Here is a 17271-nt window from a genome sequence, read left to right as displayed (position 1 = left end):
AGCCCTCTCCCATGGGGAGAGGGGATAATTGTAGGTGCGGGTTAAAGGCTTACAGCAACCTTCCGGCACAGTTCCATCATGCGGTGGGCATAGCCCATTTCGTTGTCATACCAGATGAAAACTTTCAGCTGGTTGCCGTCGACCACCATGGTGCTGGGGCCATCGACGATGCCGGAGCGGGTGTCGCTCTTGAAATCGATGGAAACCAGCGGACGGTCCTCGATTCCGAGAATGCCTTTTAACTCACCTTGAGCTGCTTCGTGGAACAGTTGGTTGACCTCTTCGGCAGTTATTTCGCGCTTCATCTCGAACACCGCATCGGTTATCGACCCGGTCAGCAGCGGGACGCGGATGGCGTGGCCGTTCAGCTTGCCTTTCAGCTCCGGGTAGATCAGGGTGATGGCGGTGGCGCTGCCGGTGGTGGTCGGGATCAGCGACATGCTCGCCGCCCGCGCTCGGCGCAGATCCTTGTGCGGTGCATCGATGACAACCTGGGTGTTGGTGGCGTCGTGGATGGTGGTGATGACGCCGTGCTCGATGCCGATCTTTTCATGCAGCACCTTGACCACCGGGGCCAGGCAGTTGGTGGTGCAGCTAGCGGCGGTCAGCAGGTGGTGTTCGGCCGGATCGTAAAGGTGGTCGTTGACACCCATGACGATGTTCAGTGCCCCCTGCTTGACCGGGGCGGCGACAATCACTTTTTTCACCCCGCGATCATAGTAGGGCTGCAGCAGTTCGGTGGTGCGGAACTTGCCGGAGGCTTCGATGACGATATCGACGCCCAGCTCATCCCAGGGAACATCACCCGGAGCGCTGTGCTCGCTGAAACCAATGTTCTTGCCGTCGATGGTTAGTGCGTCGTTGCTAAAGCCGATCTGTTTGTCCCAGTGGCCATGGACCGAGTCGAATTCGAGCAGGTGGGCAGCGCATTCGGCGCCCCCTTTGATCTCGTTGATATGAACAATTTCGAATTCCGGCCACTCCCAGGCAGCCCGCACTGCCAGCCGACCCATGCGGCCGAATCCGTTGATACCGACTTTGATGCTCATTGCTTATTCTCTTCCATCAGCTGTAAAAAGTAGAGCGCATCGTCACCGCGCAGATTCTCCGCCAGGCCGATCAGGCCGTCGGTCAGGTATTTCGCCTTGATGCCTTTAGAGCGCAGGTAGGTCATGGCGATGATGGCCCGGTCCTTGTGCGGACAGGCGGTAACGATGATTTTATCCTTCGGCAGCTCATTGAGCCTGCTCGGTAATTCGTTCAATGGTATCTGCAGCGCGAAACTTGGTCCCCAGGCCTGCTGCTCTTCTTTGAAGCGGATATCGACCAGCACCGCCTTGCCGTCTTCGAGCAGGTCGAGCAGCTTTTTGCTGCTTGCTTTCATCTCCAGGCGGGCATCGTAATCATAGTTTTTGACATATTCTTCCAGCAGTTGATCGCTGGCGACCGACGGGTTGCTGAGCAGCAGCATGGTCAGCAGGGCGAAGGTGAATTGTTTCATTTTTGTTCTTCCTTTTGATGTCAGGGGGCGGAGTAGATTAACCAGATGCCGCCAGTAATGACCAATAGTCCGCAGATTTTTTTCAGCCAGATACTGCCTTTTGAGCGTTCGTTCCAGTCGAGATAACCTTGTACCTTTTCGGTGAAGGTGCCGGCGAAAACGATAACCGCGCAGTGACCCAGGCCGTAAGCAAACAGCAGGGTCGCAGCATAAAAGGTGCTTTTGTCGGCTTCGGCAAAAGCGACTCCGAGCACCGGCCCCATGAAAGCGAAGGTGCAGGGGCCGAGGGCGATACCGAAGATCAGGCCAAGCAGCAGGGCGGCGAGCAAACCTTTGCGTTGCATGCCAACCTGCGCCGGCCCCGACCAGGGCATTGGGATCAATCCCAACAGATGCAGGCCGAAAAGGAAGAAGATTCCCGCCACCAGCCAGTTACCCCAGGGGCCGAGGTCGCCGAGCATTCTCCCGGCCAGCGCTGTCAGCAGACCGATCAGGGCAATGGAGATCAGGATGCCGACGGCAAACAGGTTGGAGATGGCGAAGGCCCGGCCAGTACTGATGCGTCCCTGACCGTCGATGAAGCCGACGATCAGCGGAATGCTGGCCAGGTGGCAGGGGGAGAGCAGAATACTCAGGACTCCCCAGCCGACGGCCGCCGTCAAGGCGATCAGTGGTGCTTCGCCAACGGCCGTGCTCAAGCTGCTCAGGACCTGTTCCAGCATCAGTTGGTTTCCGCCCCGAAATCGTAACCGAACCGGTCCCAGGTGCGGAGGATATCTTCACGCCCGAAGAAGCCGGTGTGCCGGTACAGTTCGCTGCCGTCCGGGGCGTAGAAAATCTGTGTCGGGATCATCCGCACACCGTACTTTGCTGCTTCTGATCGGTTTTTCCAGGCATCGACAAACTTTACGTCCATCCGGCCGGCAAACTCCTCTTTCAGTTGATCAAGAATCGGTGCCATCTTGATGCAGGGAATGCACTTGTCGGCACCGACGTCGACCAGCTTCGGTAAGGCTTCTGCGCAAGCACTGGTCGAGAGCAAAAGAAAAAAGGTGATGCTGAGAAAAAGCTTCATCTGTTTATCCGATCATTTTCTCGATTTCAGCCGGGCTTGGCAGTTTGCCGGTGGTCAGAACTTTGCCGTCGACGGCCAGGCCTGGCGTGGTCATCACACCGAAGGCCATGATCTCATTCAGATCTTTGATTTTTACCAGCTCGTAGTCGAGGCCGAGTTTTTCAGCGGCTTGTTTTGCGTTGGCAGCGAGTTTTTCGCATTTGGCACAGCCGGTTCCGAGAATCTGAATCTTTTTCATCTTAAGGCTCCTTTGTTAGCTAATAAATAGCGCCGTAAATAAGTCCGCTGATGGTCGCCATAATAACCACCAGCAGGACAAAAACGGCAGTTTTTTTCGTTCCCATGACGCTACGGATGACCAGCATGTTCGGCAGCGACAGGGCCGGGCCCGCCAGCAGCAGGGCCAGGGCTGGGCCTTTGCCCATGCCAGCACCGAGCAGCCCTTGCAGGATCGGCACTTCAGTCAGAGTGGCGAAGTACATGAAGGCACCGAACACCGAGGCAAACAGGTTGGCGCCGAAAGAGTTGCCGCCGACCAGCGAAGCGACCCAGGCGGATGGAATCAGTCCTTCGTTACCGGGTCGGCCGAGCAGCACGCCGGCGATCAGTACGCCGATCAGTAGCAGCGGCAGAATCTTTTTAGCGAAATCCCAGCTTTCATCGAACCACTGACCCATTTCCCCGTCGCGGGTCGATTTCAGATTGCTCAGCACCGATAGTCCGACCACGCCGAAGGTAAAGGCCAGCTCCGGGTGCTGCGGTTGCAGAAAAGCCATCAGCACGGCAGGCAGTGAGGCGAGCAGAATCCGACCGAAGCCGAGCTTGAACCAGGTTGCCAGCATCAATGCCAGGGCGACGGAGAAGCCTGCGGCAATGTACCATTTCGAGGTGTAAATAAGATGCCAGAGCCCGGTTGGTTGATCGGTTTTGCCCCAGTTGGCGAACACCAGGATGCCGACCATGGCGGCAAAGTAAAGTGCGGTTTGCCAGAGCGGGCGACCTGCTTCCTCCTCCATCATCACCGGTGCCGCGGCAGCTTTTTCCGCTTCTTCACGGCGGAAGAAGAAATGCATCAGCAGGCCGATAATAAGGGCGAAAACGACGGCACCGACAGCACGGGCGATGCCCATTTCCGGGCCGAGGATTCTTGCCGTGAGCACCATCGCCAGGATGTTGATGGCCGGGCCGGAGTAGAGAAAAGCACAAGCCGGACCGAGCCCGGCACCCATGCGGTAGATGCCGGCGAACAGCGGCAGGATGGTACAGGAACAGACGGCGAGAATGGTTCCGGAGACCGAAGCGACACCGTAGGCGAGCAACTTTTTCGCGTTCGGGCCGAGATATTTCATCACCGCTGCCTGGCTGACGAAAACTGCGACCGCCCCTGCGATGAAGAAGGCTGGCACCAGGCAGAGCAGCACGTGTTCGCGGGCGTACCATTTGACCAGGTAAAGGGATTCAAGCACTGCTCCCTGTACACGTGGCAACTCGATCGGCAGGAAGAAGCAGATCGAGAAAATGGCGATGATCCAGAAAAGCGGTTTCCATTCGGTTTTGATATCCATGGCAAGTAGTTCCTATTTGGCAAAATAGCCAAGCGTTTGGGCAAAAAAATATCAGCGACCGAGCAGGGCGTTATGCTCTTTGGCCTGTTCTTCCAGCACCGATTCGACGCAGCCGAAGAAGTTGAGAATGCAAGGCACGCGCAGCTGGTAGAAAACCTGGTTGCCCCGCTTGTCATCAATGACCAGACCGGCCTGTTTGAGAACCGACAGATGCTTGGATATGGTTGAAATGTCTGCGCCGATCTCGTCGGCAAAATCGCAGACGCAGCGCTCTCCTTTTTCCAGTTCCTCAACAATGTAGAGGCGGCTCGGATGGGCCAGAGCTTTTAGCACTTTTGCGCGGGCTTCAAAATGGTTTTTGCGTTGTTGATACATGGCTCTCTCCTTGGCTATTTGGCAATTTAGCCAAATAGTTTCTGGCTGTCAAACTTTTTTTCTTCATCAGTTGACAATGAATGATGACTGGATTAGTTTCTTAAGTAGGAAATCTTCTTAGCTCGAGTGGCGACAATGAGTGAAATGCTGAAACATAAGTTGAGTGCCTTTGAAAATGCATGCCGCAAGGCAGGCTTACGCTTGACTCCGCAACGGATCGAAATCTTTCGTGAACTGGCGAAGGCGACCGATCACCCATCGGCGGAAACATTGCACCTTCGCCTGAGTGATAAAATGCCGACCCTCTCTCTGGACACTGTCTATCGCACTCTCGGTACGTTTGCCGGTCATGGGCTGGTGAATAAGGTAGAGACGGTGGAAAGCCAGGCCCGCTTTGAAGCAGCGCATGTAACGCACCACCATCTGGTCTGTGAAAGTTGCAAGCAGATCATGGATTTTCAGTGGCAATATGTCGATGAGGCGTCCTTGCCTGAAACAGTCAGTGGGTGGGGGCAGGTCAACCGCAAAAGCGTCATCGCATATGGCACATGTAAAAAATGCTTGCTGAAAGGTTAGTTTAGGCAAGCATTTTTTTTGCCCCATATGTAAGAACAGTTACTATGTAGGAGTAAAAACTATATTTGCAGCAAACTTTTTACACAAATTCTGAAAAATGCACGTTAAACTGAACAATTGATTTAATGCAACCATGCAGCCGGCTAGGCCGGCATTTTATACAACACCATGAAGAACAAGGAGTGGAAAATGGCTAGTATTAAAGGAACCGAAACAGAAAAGAACCTGCTCGCCTCTTTCGCCGGGGAAAGCCAGGCGAGCAGTCGCTACCTCTATTTTGCCGGTGTCGCCAAGAAGGAAGGTTACGTTCAGATTGCGGATGTCTTCGAGGAGACAGCAGCGCAGGAACGTCAGCACGCGAAGCGTTTTTTCAAATTCCTCGAGGGAGGTGACCTGGAGATCACCGCGACCTTTCCGGCGGGTGTCATCGGTACAACTGCCGAAAACCTCAAGGCTGCGGCAATGGGTGAAAACGAAGAGTGGTCCGAGTGCTACCCGGCGTTTGCAGATACTGCTGATCAGGAAGGCTTCCCGGAGATTGCTGCCGCTTGGCGTGCTATCTCTATTGCAGAAAAACAGCATGAAAAACGCTACAACGATTTTCTTGCCAATATTGAAAACGATCGCGTTTTCAAGCGTGAAGAGACGGTAACCTGGCGTTGCCGCAATTGCGGTTATCTGCACACTGGTAAAGAAGCCCTGGGCCTGTGCCCGGCTTGTGTTCACCCGCAGGCTCACTTTGAGCTGCTCGGAGAGAACTGGTAATAACTTTTACATCAGGAGGAGCAAATGCACGAAAAGAGTATCGAACTGTTAAACAAAGCGGTGGGAGAAGAAGTCGCAGCTTTGCAGCAGTACATGTACTTTCATTTTCACTGCGATGACCAGGGCTACGATCTGCTCGCAGGCCTGTTCAAGAAGACTGCCATCGAAGAGATGATGCATGCCGAAAAACTGGCTGAGCGCATTCTTTTTCTCGGCGGAGATGTTGAGCTGAAAGCTTCAGCAGATGTGAAGAAAGTTCAGGATGTAACCGAGATGTTGAAGATGGCACGACAGATGGAAATCGACAGCGCACGTGATTACAACCTGTGGGCCAATGAGTGCGGCACCAACGCCGATTCCGTCTCGAAGAAGCTGTTCGAAGAGCTGGTCGTGGACGAAGAACTTCACTACGATCAGTACGACAGTGAGCTTGAAAACATGGATCGTTTCGGCAAGGAATACCTTGCGTTGCAATCGATCGAGCGAGGCAGAAATCGCGCTATGGGAGCTCCCGGGGAATAACTGAGCAAATAAAAAGCGGCCACCCGACGAAAGTCCGGTGGCCGTTTTCTTATCTGTCAGAACAGCCAACTGTAAGCGACGCCGAAATTCTCCTGTCGCATTTTCAGGTTTGCCGCATCGGCTCCGTTGAGTGCGGCAAAATCACCGATCACTTTCTTCCCGAAACCTTTCCAGTAAGTCAGGGATATCTCATTACTCTGGTTCGGCTGCCAGCTGAGTCCGCATGCAAAATGGTCGGTAATGGTGGCCGGGCTCAACACGTTTATTGCCGTCTGGCTGCTGGGGACCGGGTTGTTTCCATGGTTCCAGCCGACCCGCAAAGTCCAGTTTTCTGTCGGCCGATAACTTATGCCTAGCTTGATCACATCAATATTGCGCCAACCGAAGCCAGGCCCATTGTCGCTGCCGAGCAGGGTAGCTCCAATCGTATTGTGGTTGCCGAGAGTGGCGACGTCGGCAAAGCGGATGTGGGTCCAATCTGCAGCAACAAAAACAGCCGGGTGCAGCTTTATCGCGACGCCGATTCCGTAGCTTTCCGGGACATCCATCCCGCCTTGTTCCGGCAGTAATTCGCGGTAGCGGGAAAATTTGCTCATACTGGTTTTCGGTTGCCAGAAAGCGCCGATATTGACTCGATCGGTCAGCTGCCCGAAATAACCGAAGCGAACCCCCCAGCCCTCTGAATCATCTTCTCCCCGGTTGGTCAGGAAAGCAGTGCTGCCGCTCGGCGTGAAGGCCGCAAAGTTCTGCAGACCCCTGGCTTCAAAGCTTTGGCGGATATAGTTGATGGAGGCTCCGACAGAATGGTTTTCCTTGAATCGGTAAGCAAACGTAGGTGCGAGAATCAGTTGGCTTAAATTGCTGTAGGTCGGAGTCGTGCCAAAAAAGTTTTTCCGCCAATCGGTCTGCATGCCGCCGTTGGCATAACCGATCAGGCCGAAGGAAAGACTGTCGCTACAGCGGTAGCTGATGCCGAGTTGCGGGATCAGGTAATCTTTGCCATCGCTTTCGTGCCAGCCGCTGCCGTCACTATTGTCAGCATGGCGACTGGGGCGGAACCAGTCGAGCCCAATATCGAGCCGATTGCCAGTCGCAGACAGTGTCGCCGGGTTGCTCGCTGCAGACATGCTGCTTTGAGGCAAGGCGAGAACAGCTCCAGCCAGACTTTCTTCCTTGGCTCCAATCCCCTGTTGTAAGTAGCCATTTGTTGCCTGACTGTTGCCGGGGCAAAGCAGGAGCACTACGGCGAGGAGTAGTGGGAAGAGATATTTGGAGGCTCTGGCAGGCACGTGGCGAAGCAGCATGAGAAAACCCGATCAAGATACAAAAGTTCAATAGCTTGTAACTTTAGCGAAACGGGTGTTGTTTGGCAAGGTGCAGGAATGATTCGGTCGAGAGTTAACAGATATTTCAGGCAGGTGGATAAAACTCAATCTCGTTCGATGGTGTCTCTTCTTTGTCCAGCAAACTCTGACGACGTTCTGGGCCGTTGTAGGCACTGCTTGTTTTTTTTCCACGAATGTTGTGATCAAAAATGCTCACCCAGCCACTGCTGCGTTTGAATTGATCTATTTTTTCCTCCCTGATCAGGAAATCAAGATAGAAATCTTTGACCTGATCATGGCTGCCGTTCGGGTAAATGACCGGTATCAGCATTTTGAATGAGCCTCCTGGAAGGAATCATAATTTAAATTAAAGGGACTTATATTCGTTATGCAAAAAAATAGCCAGTTTTTAAGTTGTTGAACTTTAAGGAATAAATCAAAAGAACGGGGGAGATGTAAGGAATTTTGACATGATTAATCAGGTGAGGCAACTGTTTGTAGTAGCGGCTGAAAAGGGCGCCAGTTGTTGCGAGCTGTTCCGGAGCCGAATTCCGGTGGCAGGGAGCAATGGATGGTGTCGTCGAGGAGTGTTTCCAGGTCCGGAATAAGGGCGAGACATTGGCAGGGGCGGGTCTCGACCGGATAACTGCAGCCATTGCTCCCTTGGGCTATACAGCCGGTGGCAGTGTTCTTCGGGGCTGGAATCAGTATCCCCCCCAGATCACGCAGTTCGATATCCCGCTCGGCAAGCAGTTGGCGCAGTTGGTCGGCAGTTGGCGTTTGCCCAGAAAAGAAAATGGCAAAGAAGCGTTGCGGGTCGCTCCAGACCCCTGGATGTCCCTGACAGCAGCGACCGCCACACTGGCTGCAGAGTTGACTGTCGATTTTTGCTCCGTCCATCGAATCACCCCGCTATGCACCGAGAAAAGAAAAAGGCGATCACCGAAACGGGATCGCCTTTTTATTGTTAGATGGCGGGGCTGACGGGACTCGAACCCGCGACCTCCGGCGTGACAGGCCGGCGTTGTAACCAACTCTACTACAGCCCCAAATTGGTGGGCGAAGAGGGGCTCGAACCCCCGACATCCTGCTTGTAAGGCAGGCGCTCTCCCAGCTGAGCTATTCGCCCTTGAAACTTGTTTGCAACGCGATGGCGGGGCTGACGGGACTCGAACCCGCGACCTCCGGCGTGACAGGCCGGCGTTGTAACCAACTCTACTACAGCCCCATTGCGTTGAAGCGGAGAGGAATCTATACCATCATAACGAAATCTGCAAGCTTTTTTTCACTCACCGACCGTTGACGATGTCTTTTTTCATCCGCTCGAATTCTTCACGGGTAATCAGATCGTTTTCCAGCATCTTTGCCAGATCGCTTAACTCTTCGACCTGGGTGCGCGGCGCAGCCAGCTGTTTGATCTCCTGAACCTCATGCACATCAATCAACTGTGGCTGGTTTTGCATCTGCGGGTTGTGGCCGACGCGGACCGAGGCCATTCCACCGAGAAAGCTGATTTCCAGCGTTTTGTCACGCAGCGCTGGATCGTTCATCGCCTCTTTCAGGCTCTTGTTACTGGCTTTCAGGTAGCGGAAGAAGAGGATCGCAGAGATGCAAAGGAGCAGGGTGCCCCCACCGAGAATGTACCAGCGGAAGTCGAAAATCCCTTTGATCAGAACAACTCCGGCACCGAGTCCGACGATCAGCAGCAGGTGCAGCAGCAGCACGGCATAAGCCACGAACATGCCGCTGAACATTCCTTTAGTGTCCCCTTTTGCCATTTTATGAATATTTTCTATTTTTCGGGTTGTTTGTGTCGACGAAAACGCTGTGCAAATTACCACAAACTGGCCTCTGGATACAAAGAAAACCGCTGAGGACCTGTTGCTCCCATGTATCGGTATACATTTCGCCGGCTTGCACTTCCGTTGTTGACTGTTCTGCTGGTAGAATGAGTCCAATAGGTTCTGGAAAGGAGAGGTGCCGATGGCGACCGCATTTCCGTTACAGATATTTTACGATGGTGCCTGCCTCGTTTGCAGCAAAGAGATGGATCATTACCGCAAGCGCAATGTGCACGGGCATTTGCAGTTTATCGATATCAGCCGTGAAGATTTTCAGCCGGAAGAATACGGAAAAAGCAAAGCCGAGTTCATGGCCCAGTTGCATGTCCGTGACGGTGAAGGAAACTTCACCACCGGTATCGACGCCTTCACCACAATCTGGCAAGCGTACCCCAGTGGTTCAGTTTATCGCCTGTTCAGTGCCTTGGTTGGTTTGCCCGGAATCGACCTGCTCAGCCGGGGAGGTTACAAGCTTTTCGCCCGTTACCGCCATCTGCTGCCGAAACGCAAAAACGATTGTGACAGTGGCCGTTGCGGGTTAAAGCAGACAGGTTGAAACCGCCTCGGGAAACATGACTCCTGGGCAGCATTTCGGTACGATTGCGCACTGCGCCGGGCAAAAAAACGGCTATACTAAGTTTTTTCGAGCGCGCAGGAGGATTGATGACATTTCTGGGGATCGATATCGGTGGTAGCGGCATCAAGGGAGCCTTGGTCGATGTCGACAAAGGATGTCTGGTCGGTGAACGTTTGCGGCTGGAGACGCCGCAGCCGGCAACACCACAGGCCGTTTCGGAAACTGTCGCCGAGTTGGTGACACAGTTTGACTGGCAGGGGCCGATCGGTTGTGGCTTTCCGGCCGTGATCAGCAATGGTGTGGCAAAAAGCGCGGCCAACATCGATAAAAGCTGGATCGATATCGATGTTGAACAATTGATCCGAACAGCCACGGGGTGCGACTGCAGCGTAATCAACGATGCCGACGCCGCCGGGCTGGCCGAAATGCGCTTTGGTGCAGGTCGCGAGCGCAAGGGGACTGTGCTGGTGTTGACTCTCGGGACCGGGATCGGCTCTGCTCTTTTTTACAACGGTTCTCTTTATCCCAACAGTGAGCTGGGCCACCTGTGGCTGAAAACCGGGGTTGCCGAAAAGTACGCATCAGCTGCTGTGCGTAAAAAGGAAGATCTCGGCTGGAAAGCCTGGGCAAAGCGGCTTAACACCTTTTTTATCCAGGTCGAAACCCTTCTCTCGCCGGAATTGATCATTATTGGTGGTGGGGTAAGCCGCAAGCACGACAAGTTTTTTCCCTATCTCGACCTGCACGCCGAACTACTCCCGGCCGAACTTCGTAACCAGGCTGGAATTGTCGGGTCTGCCTGCCGTGCGGCAGAAATCTTTGCTTGAAGTAAAGCGGGTTTAAGAGGACTCAGCTTTTCTGCCGAAAAAGTTTGACAGCTCTGACAGCAACATCCCCCCGAGCATCAAGGCACAACCGAGCAGGCTGCGCAGCGACAGCAGCTCGCCCAGCATCAGCCAGCCGCCGATGGCTGCAAAAACCCCTTCCATACTGAGAATGATGGCCGAATGCGCCGGGTGCGCTTCGCGCTGGGCGATGACCTGCAGGGTGTAGGCGATGCCGACCGAACCGAGGCCGCCATAAAGGATCGGGATTGCCGCCTGCATGATGGTTTCAAACGCCACGGTTTCGATGGCGAACGCGGTGGCGAAACTGAGCAGCGAGCAGATGGCAAACTGGGCTGATGCCAGTTTGAGTGAGTCGGTGCGCGGCGCCAGCCAGCCGATCAGCAGCACATGCCCTGCCCAGAAGAAAGCACTGCAGAGAACCAGCAGGTCGCCGAAGGCGATGGTGAACTCTTCGGTGACACTCAGAAAATAAAGGCCGATTGCCGCCAGCAGGGCACCGATCCAGGTGGCGGCGTGGGGGCGCTGACGCCAGAACAGTCCGAGCAGCGGCACCATGACGACATAAAGGCCGGTGATGAAGCCGGCCTTGCCCGCGGTGGTGTAGACCAGCCCGGCCTGTTGCAGCGATGCGCCGGCGAAGAGCGCGCCCCCGGCCAGCAGCCCGCCGATCCAGAAGGATTTCTTTTCTGTCAGCTCTGCCGTCGGCTTGTTTTTCTGCAGCAGCAGGATCAGCGGAATCAGTGACAGGCTGCCCAAAGCAAAACGGATAGCATTGAACGTAAAGGGGCCGACGTAATCCATCCCCACCCGCTGGGCGACGAAAGCAAATCCCCAGATCGAGGCGGTCAGCACCAGTAAAATATCGGCCTTGAGTGTTCCCTGTTTCATTCCTGTTCCAATATTTGTTTCAATTTTTCCGTTTCTGCAATGATCAGTGGCAGGCTATCCCGCAGGCTGTGATCGTCATCCACTTCCAGTAGCGGCAGGCCAAAATTACGGCTTGCTTCGATCGGCACCACATCGTCCTGTCGGCCGTGGATGATGAGGCTCGGCGGCAGTCCTGCCGAAGTCAAACCTTCACCCGCCGGGCGATGCAGGGCCGGGGCGCAGAGCAGCATGCCGGCAACTTGTCGCGGGATTTCCCGCTGCAGCAACAGTGCCATCAAACCGCCCATGCTCGAGCCGATCAGCAGAAAGGGGCCGGGTTGCTCCGCCAGGGTTTCCCGAATGATCTGCAGTCGTTGCCACGGGTCGGAAATGCCGCTGCAGTCAGGCGAGATAACTGCGCCGAAATGTTTCTTCAGAGCTTGGAATTTCGCCCCATGTGGGCCGGATTCGAGCCCGTGTAAAAAGACCAACTGCATGCTGCCACCTCTTGTACATATGAATCTATCCCGGCGACAAGGTAGTGCTTTTTTCCGTTTGATTGCAAAGAAAAAAAGATCGCCGTGGCTATACAATTGCTGATTTTTTTGCTTTGCTTTATGCATGACTCAAGACTTTTTAACCTCGGAAATTTTTCTCCAGGCAGGTGATGCGCTACTGCTTTGCGACCTGCAGGGGCAGCTGCTGGCTGCGAATCCTGCCGCATGCAAACTGTTGAGGATGTCTGGCGAACGCTTGCAGCAGTTGACATTGCAGCAGCTGGAGGTCGGAGGCGCGAGCCCCTCTCGTCTGCTGGTCCCTGGGCTTTACGCACTTAACCTGCTCTGCGGTGATGAGCTGAACCTTCCCGTTGAAGTGCGGGTCAGCCGGATTGAGCGGACTGGAGAGCCGGATTGTCTGCTTTTAGTGGCCCGCAACATCTCGGAGCGTAGCAGTGAGGCAGGCCGCCTGCTGGAGCAGAACAACCTGTTCAGCAATATCATCAACAACATTCCCCATTCAATTTACTGGAAAGACCGTGACCTGGTTTATGCCGGCGGTAACTTTAACTTTGCTGCTGATGTCGGGCTCGATTCTCCGCAGCAGCTGGTCGGCACAACTGCAGAAGAGCTGCCACGAGGCAGCGAGGATTCCTTGCTGTTTCAACAGTGTGACCAAGAGGTCATGATAAAGGATTTTCCCCTGCTCGATTTTGAGGAACAGCACCAGCGGGAGGATGGCAGCCTGGCGACCCTGCTGACCAGCCGGGTGCCGCTGAAAGGCCCTGACGGCAAAGTTTCCGGCGTGCTTGGCATCTACACCGATATCACCGCCAGGCGGCTGGCCGAAATGACTCTGGAAAAGAGTGAGGGCCGCTACAAAGCCCTGTCGCAGGAATTTCAGACTGTGCTCGATGGTATTCCCGATTCCCTGATGCTGCTTGATCGCGATCTGAAAATTGTCTGGGCCAACAGTAATACATCGGCGTTACTCGGCGATGATTTTGACGACATACCCGGCCGTTTTTGTCATCAGCTTTGGGAGCATTCAGATGATCCCTGTGACGATTGCGTTGCCAGACAGAGTTTTGCCAGCGGGAAAACGGTCGATGCCATTCGCAAGCACGCAGATGGTCGGATCTGGGGAATAAAAGTCTGTCCGATCAAGGATGCCAGCGGAAAAGTGGTCAATGTTGTTCACCTGGCTAGCGATATTACCGAGAAGAAAAAGCTGCGCGACGAGGCGGACCGGGCTGGACGGCTTGCGGCCCTTGGCGAGCTCTCCGCCGGTGTTGCTCATGAGATCAATAACCCGAACGGTCTGCTGCTGCTCAACCTGCCGTTGCTGGAGGATGTCTTTAACGATGCCCTGCCGATTCTGCAGGAGCGTTTCGATCGCGAAGGCGAATACACCCTGGCCGGGTTGCCATTCTCAATGCTGCGGGAGGACCTGCCACGATTATTGAGCGAGCTGCGGGAAGGGGCGACGCGAATTCGTCAGATCGTCGATGACCTGAAAAACTTTGTCCGCAGCGATCCCGGTGAATTGGAAGGGCCTTTTGCTATCGGCCCATCGATTGAGAAGGTCCTGCGATTGGCTGGCAACACATTGAAAAAATCGACAGATAATTTCCACTACGAGCTGGCAGATGATTTGTCTTTGCTGAAAGGGAACGCGGCACAGATTGAACAGGTTCTGCTCAACCTGTTGCTCAATGCCTGTAATTCTCTGCCGGATCGCCAGTGCGCGATTGAATTACGGGTGCAGATGGCCCAGGGGCGGGAGAGCATGTTGATCGAAGTGGCCGACCAAGGGTGTGGCATCAGCGAAGCAGACCTGCCACACGTGACAGATCCGTTCTTTACAACCCGAAGGGAACTGGGCGGCACCGGGCTCGGACTGTCGATCGCCGCGCGCATTGTCAGAGAACATGGCGGGCGTTTGCACTTTGCTTCCGAGCCGGGGCAGGGAACGACTGTTGCCCTAGAACTGCCGACGCAAAAGGATGAAACCGATGACCGATTCGCAGGATAACACCCCGACGCTGTTGCTGGTCGACGATGAGGCTGCTTGGCTGCACGGGATGCGCCTGACATTAGCACGGATCGGCTTGACTCGTGTGGAGCAGTGTCTCGACAGCCGCGAAGTGATGGGCATCCTGCAGCGGCAGAAGATCGACCTGATTCTGCTCGATCTGACCATGCCCTACCTGACCGGGGATGAACTGTTGCCACTGATCTCGGCCGAGTACCCGGAAATCCCGGTGATTGTGCTGACCGGCCTGAATCAGCTGGAGATTGCCGTCGAATGCATGCGGCTGGGGGCTTTTGATTTCTTCGTCAAAAGTGTCGAGGCGGAGCGTCTGACTCTCGGTATCCGCCGAGCCCTGCGTATGCAGGAAGCTTTGCGTGAAAACCAGCGCATCAAAACAAGCTTGATTCATGATGAACTGGAGCACCCGGGTGCTTTTTCTGAAATCATCACCCAGAATAAGCAGATGTCCACCCTGCTGAAATATGTCGAGGCGGTGTCAGGCAGTAAACAGCCGATCCTGATCAGCGGCGAAAGTGGTGTCGGCAAAGAACTGATCGCCCGGGCCATTGCTCGATTGTATAACCCGGATGCACCTTACGTTGCGGTGAATGTCGCCGGGCTGGACGACAATATGTTTTCTGACACCCTGTTCGGTCACTGCAAAGGAGCCTTTACCGGGGCGGATAAGGATCGGCCGGGGATGATCGAGCAGGCAGGCGCAGGAGTGTTGTTCCTCGATGAAATTGGCGACATGACGCCGAGTTCGCAAGTCAAGCTGCTACGATTGTTGCAGGAAGGGGAGTATTTCCCTCTTGGCAGTGATCGGCCGAAACGTTCCCAGGCACGGATTGTGGTTGCTACCAACCGCAATCTGGAGCAGATGCAGCATGCCGGTGAATTTCGCAAAGATCTTTATTATCGGCTGAAGACCCACCAGATCGAGCTTCCACCATTGCGTAACCGACGTGATGATATCCCGCTGCTGCTTGATCATTTTCTCCGGCTAAGCGCTGCCGAACTGGGGAAAAAGGTGCCGACGCCACCACCGGAGCTGGAAGTGCTGCTGAGTACGTATCATTTTCCTGGCAATGTGCGTGAACTGGCAGGGATGGTGTACGATGCGGTCAGCCGTCATCAAACTGGAAAGTTGTCGCAAAGTTCATTCAAACAAGCGATCGGCAGTCATCCGCTGAAGGGGATAAAAGCAGAAGACAGAACAAGTACAGGCGAGTCCCTGCTCAGTTTTCATCAAGAATTGCCGACGTTGGCTGAAGCCGCCAACCTGTTGGTCGAAGAAGCGATGAAACGAGCGCAGAACAACCAGACTATCGCTGCCCAGCTACTCGGTATCAGCCGACCGGCACTGAGCAAACGATTGAAAAAATTGCGGGAAGAGGATTCCAGAACCCAGTAACTTTTTGCACAGTGTGAAAAAAATTTAAAATTTGAGAAGGCTAATCTTTTGCTGAGGTTAGCCTCTTTTTATGTTCCTGCCGTAACTTTTTTTACACCCTTCCACGACTCTCCTGAATGTCCCCTCTGTCGGCAAAAATCATGTGAAAACAGGTTGTTTATAGTTTTTCTGGGGTTTGGCATCGACCTTGCTGAATTAGCATGAGCTAACACTGGGAAAGTGAGTTTTCTATGAGTGAACAGTCGATTCTGTTGTTTGATTCATCGCTGGAAAAGGTCAGTTCAACCCGGTTTCTTCTGCAATTGGCCAATTATCGTGTCGCTGTTGTGCGAAGTGGCGAGGAAGCTTTCAACTGGCTGGTCAGCCGGGCCAACTCATCGTCGCAGGCGAGCCTTCTGGTAATTAACGATCACAGCCAGAGCTTGTCGCTGCTTGACCTGTTGCCACAATTGAAGCAGCAGGGGGTTGCAGTCCCAATGTTGTCGGTGTTGCGCGATGAAATTCGCTTTTCAGGCGAAGACGCGGAATTTGTCCTGTGCCGACCGGAGAATCTACTGGGGCAGGTTCGCGCATTGACCACATAGATGTGAAAACAACAGGCATCCGATTTTACCCGAAGGAGTGACAGATGAGTGGAAGTATGAGTCTCGAAACAGGTCAATATCTGACCTACAAACTGGCGGATGAAGTTTTCGCCCTGGACATCGCCAAAGTGCGTGAGGTGCTCGATTTTACCTGCATCACCAAGGTGCCGCAGATGCCTGATTTCATGTGTGGAGTGATCAACCTGCGTGGCAGTGTTGTGCCGGTGGTCGATATGCGCCTGAAGTTCGGCATGGATAGAACCGAACAGACCGTGAACACCTGCATCATTATCACCGAAGTGACCCTGGGTGAGGACGTGGCGGTGATCGGTGCGCTGGCAGATTCAGTGCAGGCAGTGCTTGACCTGGGAGCGAAACAGATTGAGCCGGCACCGAAAATGGGCACGGGATTGAACACCGATTTTATCAAGGGCATGGGCAAGCAGGATGATCAGTTCATCATCATTCTCGATATCGACCGAGTTTTCTCAGCCGATGACCTTTCGCTGACGGGCGGCCCTGCAGACAGTCCGCAGCAAATGGCGGTTGGCGCATAGATTATCACAAAAGTCTAACAGGCCGTTGAAAAACTAGCCGGGAGTTGGCCTCTATCCTCCCGAGAAGAATTTTTTGCTCTTTGACAATCTATGTTTCGTTAGTTCTGACCATTTTCAAGCGCCATTGGAACCGTTTTCGCGATTTATCGCGATGCAATCGGCGTGATCGACTCCCTTTTCGTCACAATCCCCAAATCAGGGTGCGCATCCTGACCAGATTGTAGGCTGCCGCTGCCAGGGTAAAGGTAGACTCAACGCGATCAAGGCCCCGGTGGCGGGTTTTACGGAGCAAGCCTGCCGTCTTGATCCAGCCGAAGATCTCCTCGACTCGCTTGCGCACTTTCAGG

The 17271-nt window shown here is 54.2% G+C and carries 23 protein-coding genes and 3 tRNA genes; 9 read left to right on the top strand and 17 right to left on the bottom strand.

Annotation, left to right across the window (positions count from 1 at the left end):
* Positions 1-41: 41 nt before the first annotated feature.
* Genes BUB13_RS05165 through BUB13_RS05135 form a run of 7 tightly spaced genes read right to left on the bottom strand, consistent with a single transcriptional unit; the run spans position 42 to position 4516 of the window.
* Positions 42-1049: an ArsJ-associated glyceraldehyde-3-phosphate dehydrogenase gene (locus BUB13_RS05165; protein WP_072906382.1), complete on the bottom strand. Its 1008-nt coding sequence runs from the start codon at positions 1047-1049 to the stop codon at positions 42-44.
* On the bottom strand, positions 1046-1501 hold the full coding sequence (locus tag BUB13_RS05160) for a rhodanese-like domain-containing protein (RefSeq protein ID WP_167366802.1): 456 nt from the start codon (positions 1499-1501) through the stop codon (positions 1046-1048). The genes BUB13_RS05165 and BUB13_RS05160 overlap by 4 nt, the downstream gene beginning before the upstream one ends.
* Positions 1502-1521: 20 nt before the next feature.
* Positions 1522-2223 carry a cytochrome c biogenesis CcdA family protein gene (locus BUB13_RS05155; protein WP_072906380.1) on the bottom strand — a complete coding sequence of 234 codons (702 nt, stop codon included), beginning with the start codon at positions 2221-2223 and terminating at the stop codon, positions 1522-1524.
* Complete coding sequence (locus BUB13_RS05150) at positions 2223-2576, bottom strand: thioredoxin family protein (protein WP_072906378.1); 354 nt, start codon at positions 2574-2576, stop codon at positions 2223-2225. Before BUB13_RS05150 ends, BUB13_RS05155 begins: the two co-directional genes overlap by 1 nt.
* Positions 2577-2580: 4 nt before the next feature.
* Entirely contained in the window at positions 2581-2814 is a 234-nt protein-coding gene (locus tag BUB13_RS05145; protein ID WP_072906376.1) for a thioredoxin family protein, read from the bottom strand.
* Positions 2815-2833: 19 nt separating this feature from the next.
* Positions 2834-4141, bottom strand: a complete 1308-nt coding sequence (locus BUB13_RS05140; RefSeq protein ID WP_072906374.1) for a permease — start codon at positions 4139-4141, stop codon at positions 2834-2836.
* Between the two features lie 51 nt (positions 4142-4192).
* A complete protein-coding gene (locus BUB13_RS05135) occupies positions 4193-4516 on the bottom strand; it encodes an ArsR/SmtB family transcription factor (RefSeq protein WP_072906372.1) in 324 nt (107 codons plus the stop codon).
* Between the two features lie 135 nt (positions 4517-4651).
* On the opposite strand from BUB13_RS05135, the gene BUB13_RS05130 reads away from it, so the two are divergent.
* The 3 genes from BUB13_RS05130 to BUB13_RS05120 all read left to right on the top strand — a co-directional run bounded on the left by BUB13_RS05130 (position 4652) and on the right by BUB13_RS05120 (position 6379).
* Positions 4652-5092, top strand: coding sequence for a Fur family transcriptional regulator (locus BUB13_RS05130; protein ID WP_072906370.1), 441 nt, complete (start codon positions 4652-4654; stop codon positions 5090-5092).
* A 189-nt stretch (positions 5093-5281) separates the two neighbouring features.
* Positions 5282-5857 carry a rubrerythrin gene (gene rbr / locus BUB13_RS05125; RefSeq protein WP_072906368.1) on the top strand — a complete coding sequence of 192 codons (576 nt, stop codon included), beginning with the start codon at positions 5282-5284 and terminating at the stop codon, positions 5855-5857.
* A 24-nt stretch (positions 5858-5881) separates the two neighbouring features.
* Positions 5882-6379 carry a bacterioferritin gene (locus tag BUB13_RS05120; RefSeq protein ID WP_072906366.1) on the top strand — a complete coding sequence of 166 codons (498 nt, stop codon included), beginning with the start codon at positions 5882-5884 and terminating at the stop codon, positions 6377-6379.
* A 56-nt stretch (positions 6380-6435) separates the two neighbouring features.
* Here the strand turns inward: BUB13_RS05120 and BUB13_RS05115 are convergent, their stop codons facing one another.
* From BUB13_RS05115 to BUB13_RS05085, 7 genes are all read right to left on the bottom strand, one after another.
* Positions 6436-7683, bottom strand: a complete 1248-nt coding sequence (locus tag BUB13_RS05115; protein ID WP_072906364.1) for an OmpP1/FadL family transporter — start codon at positions 7681-7683, stop codon at positions 6436-6438.
* A gap of 106 nt (positions 7684-7789) precedes the next feature.
* A complete protein-coding gene (locus BUB13_RS05110; protein ID WP_072906362.1) occupies positions 7790-8035 on the bottom strand; it encodes a GSU3473 family protein in 246 nt (81 codons plus the stop codon).
* A gap of 143 nt (positions 8036-8178) precedes the next feature.
* Positions 8179-8604 (bottom strand): hypothetical protein, encoded by a 426-nt coding sequence (locus BUB13_RS05105; RefSeq protein WP_072906361.1) that lies wholly within the window; start codon positions 8602-8604, stop codon positions 8179-8181.
* 72 nt (positions 8605-8676) lie between these two features.
* Positions 8677-8753, bottom strand: a tRNA-Asp gene (locus BUB13_RS05100).
* A gap of 4 nt (positions 8754-8757) precedes the next feature.
* Positions 8758-8833, bottom strand: a tRNA-Val gene (locus BUB13_RS05095).
* Positions 8834-8855: 22 nt separating this feature from the next.
* A tRNA-Asp gene (locus BUB13_RS05090) sits at positions 8856-8932 on the bottom strand.
* A gap of 61 nt (positions 8933-8993) precedes the next feature.
* Positions 8994-9482: an SHOCT domain-containing protein gene (locus BUB13_RS05085; protein WP_161947624.1), complete on the bottom strand. Its 489-nt coding sequence runs from the start codon at positions 9480-9482 to the stop codon at positions 8994-8996.
* Between the two features lie 205 nt (positions 9483-9687).
* Between BUB13_RS05085 and BUB13_RS05080 the strand changes: the two genes are divergently transcribed.
* Positions 9688-10101 carry a thiol-disulfide oxidoreductase DCC family protein gene (locus tag BUB13_RS05080; RefSeq protein ID WP_084091761.1) on the top strand — a complete coding sequence of 138 codons (414 nt, stop codon included), beginning with the start codon at positions 9688-9690 and terminating at the stop codon, positions 10099-10101.
* 107 nt (positions 10102-10208) lie between these two features.
* On the top strand, positions 10209-10949 hold the full coding sequence (gene ppgK, locus BUB13_RS05075) for a polyphosphate--glucose phosphotransferase (protein ID WP_072906355.1): 741 nt from the start codon (positions 10209-10211) through the stop codon (positions 10947-10949).
* A 12-nt stretch (positions 10950-10961) separates the two neighbouring features.
* Here ppgK and BUB13_RS05070 read toward each other — a convergent pair whose 3' ends face one another.
* Together BUB13_RS05070 and BUB13_RS05065 are read right to left on the bottom strand one after the other, a co-directional pair.
* Positions 10962-11858: a DMT family transporter gene (locus BUB13_RS05070; RefSeq protein WP_072906353.1), complete on the bottom strand. Its 897-nt coding sequence runs from the start codon at positions 11856-11858 to the stop codon at positions 10962-10964.
* The gene (locus BUB13_RS05065) at positions 11855-12334 is read right to left on the bottom strand and encodes an alpha/beta hydrolase (RefSeq protein WP_072906351.1); all 480 of its coding nucleotides are present in this window, start codon (positions 12332-12334) and stop codon (positions 11855-11857) included. Before BUB13_RS05065 ends, BUB13_RS05070 begins: the two co-directional genes overlap by 4 nt.
* A gap of 124 nt (positions 12335-12458) precedes the next feature.
* Here BUB13_RS05065 and BUB13_RS05060 point away from each other — a divergent pair, with 124 nt between their 5' ends.
* The 4 genes from BUB13_RS05060 (at position 12459) to BUB13_RS05045 (ending at position 16924) form a co-directional block, all read left to right on the top strand.
* Positions 12459-14369, top strand: a complete 1911-nt coding sequence (locus tag BUB13_RS05060; protein ID WP_072906349.1) for a PAS domain-containing protein — start codon at positions 12459-12461, stop codon at positions 14367-14369.
* Positions 14350-15783 (top strand): sigma-54-dependent transcriptional regulator, encoded by a 1434-nt coding sequence (locus tag BUB13_RS05055; RefSeq protein ID WP_072906347.1) that lies wholly within the window; start codon positions 14350-14352, stop codon positions 15781-15783. The genes BUB13_RS05060 and BUB13_RS05055 overlap by 20 nt, the downstream gene beginning before the upstream one ends.
* 230 nt (positions 15784-16013) lie before the next feature.
* Positions 16014-16367 (top strand): response regulator, encoded by a 354-nt coding sequence (locus tag BUB13_RS05050; protein WP_072906345.1) that lies wholly within the window; start codon positions 16014-16016, stop codon positions 16365-16367.
* 44 nt (positions 16368-16411) lie between these two features.
* The gene (locus tag BUB13_RS05045; RefSeq protein ID WP_072906343.1) at positions 16412-16924 is read left to right on the top strand and encodes a chemotaxis protein CheW; all 513 of its coding nucleotides are present in this window, start codon (positions 16412-16414) and stop codon (positions 16922-16924) included.
* A gap of 181 nt (positions 16925-17105) precedes the next feature.
* Here the strand turns inward: BUB13_RS05045 and BUB13_RS05040 are convergent.
* Positions 17106-17271, bottom strand: a 166-nt coding sequence (locus BUB13_RS05040; RefSeq protein WP_139249316.1) for a transposase, incomplete at its 5' end; no start/stop codon positions are given.

The sequence above is a fragment of the Malonomonas rubra DSM 5091 genome (assembly GCF_900142125.1).
GTDB classification, from domain to species: Bacteria; Desulfobacterota; Desulfuromonadia; order Desulfuromonadales; family Geopsychrobacteraceae; genus Malonomonas; species Malonomonas rubra.
This window is presented reverse-complemented; position numbering and strand designations above follow the sequence as displayed.

What these genes read in the sequence shown, in the direction of transcription:
- rbr (WP_072906368.1), top strand. Translation starts at nt 5,282, where the DNA reads ATGGCTAGTATTAAAGGAACCGAAACAGAAAAGAACCTGCTCGCCTCT.
- BUB13_RS05065 (WP_072906351.1), bottom strand. Translation starts at nt 12,334, where the DNA reads ATGCAGTTGGTCTTTTTACACGGGCTCGAATCCGGCCCACATGGGGCG.
- BUB13_RS05070 (WP_072906353.1), bottom strand. Translation starts at nt 11,858, where the DNA reads ATGAAACAGGGAACACTCAAGGCCGATATTTTACTGGTGCTGACCGCC.
- BUB13_RS05130 (WP_072906370.1), top strand. Translation starts at nt 4,652, where the DNA reads ATGAGTGAAATGCTGAAACATAAGTTGAGTGCCTTTGAAAATGCATGC.
- BUB13_RS05055 (WP_072906347.1), top strand. Translation starts at nt 14,350, where the DNA reads ATGACCGATTCGCAGGATAACACCCCGACGCTGTTGCTGGTCGACGAT.
- BUB13_RS05045 (WP_072906343.1), top strand. Translation starts at nt 16,412, where the DNA reads ATGAGTGGAAGTATGAGTCTCGAAACAGGTCAATATCTGACCTACAAA.
- BUB13_RS05115 (WP_072906364.1), bottom strand. Translation starts at nt 7,683, where the DNA reads ATGCTGCTTCGCCACGTGCCTGCCAGAGCCTCCAAATATCTCTTCCCA.
- BUB13_RS05160 (WP_167366802.1), bottom strand. Translation starts at nt 1,501, where the DNA reads ATGAAACAATTCACCTTCGCCCTGCTGACCATGCTGCTGCTCAGCAAC.
- BUB13_RS05140 (WP_072906374.1), bottom strand. Translation starts at nt 4,141, where the DNA reads ATGGATATCAAAACCGAATGGAAACCGCTTTTCTGGATCATCGCCATT.
- BUB13_RS05110 (WP_072906362.1), bottom strand. Translation starts at nt 8,035, where the DNA reads ATGCTGATACCGGTCATTTACCCGAACGGCAGCCATGATCAGGTCAAA.
- BUB13_RS05120 (WP_072906366.1), top strand. Translation starts at nt 5,882, where the DNA reads ATGCACGAAAAGAGTATCGAACTGTTAAACAAAGCGGTGGGAGAAGAA.
- BUB13_RS05085 (WP_161947624.1), bottom strand. Translation starts at nt 9,482, where the DNA reads ATGGCAAAAGGGGACACTAAAGGAATGTTCAGCGGCATGTTCGTGGCT.
- BUB13_RS05105 (WP_072906361.1), bottom strand. Translation starts at nt 8,604, where the DNA reads ATGGACGGAGCAAAAATCGACAGTCAACTCTGCAGCCAGTGTGGCGGT.
- BUB13_RS05060 (WP_072906349.1), top strand. Translation starts at nt 12,459, where the DNA reads ATGACTCAAGACTTTTTAACCTCGGAAATTTTTCTCCAGGCAGGTGAT.
- BUB13_RS05155 (WP_072906380.1), bottom strand. Translation starts at nt 2,223, where the DNA reads ATGCTGGAACAGGTCCTGAGCAGCTTGAGCACGGCCGTTGGCGAAGCA.
- BUB13_RS05150 (WP_072906378.1), bottom strand. Translation starts at nt 2,576, where the DNA reads ATGAAGCTTTTTCTCAGCATCACCTTTTTTCTTTTGCTCTCGACCAGT.
- BUB13_RS05145 (WP_072906376.1), bottom strand. Translation starts at nt 2,814, where the DNA reads ATGAAAAAGATTCAGATTCTCGGAACCGGCTGTGCCAAATGCGAAAAA.
- BUB13_RS05050 (WP_072906345.1), top strand. Translation starts at nt 16,014, where the DNA reads ATGAGTGAACAGTCGATTCTGTTGTTTGATTCATCGCTGGAAAAGGTC.
- BUB13_RS05165 (WP_072906382.1), bottom strand. Translation starts at nt 1,049, where the DNA reads ATGAGCATCAAAGTCGGTATCAACGGATTCGGCCGCATGGGTCGGCTG.
- BUB13_RS05135 (WP_072906372.1), bottom strand. Translation starts at nt 4,516, where the DNA reads ATGTATCAACAACGCAAAAACCATTTTGAAGCCCGCGCAAAAGTGCTA.
- BUB13_RS05080 (WP_084091761.1), top strand. Translation starts at nt 9,688, where the DNA reads ATGGCGACCGCATTTCCGTTACAGATATTTTACGATGGTGCCTGCCTC.
- ppgK (WP_072906355.1), top strand. Translation starts at nt 10,209, where the DNA reads ATGACATTTCTGGGGATCGATATCGGTGGTAGCGGCATCAAGGGAGCC.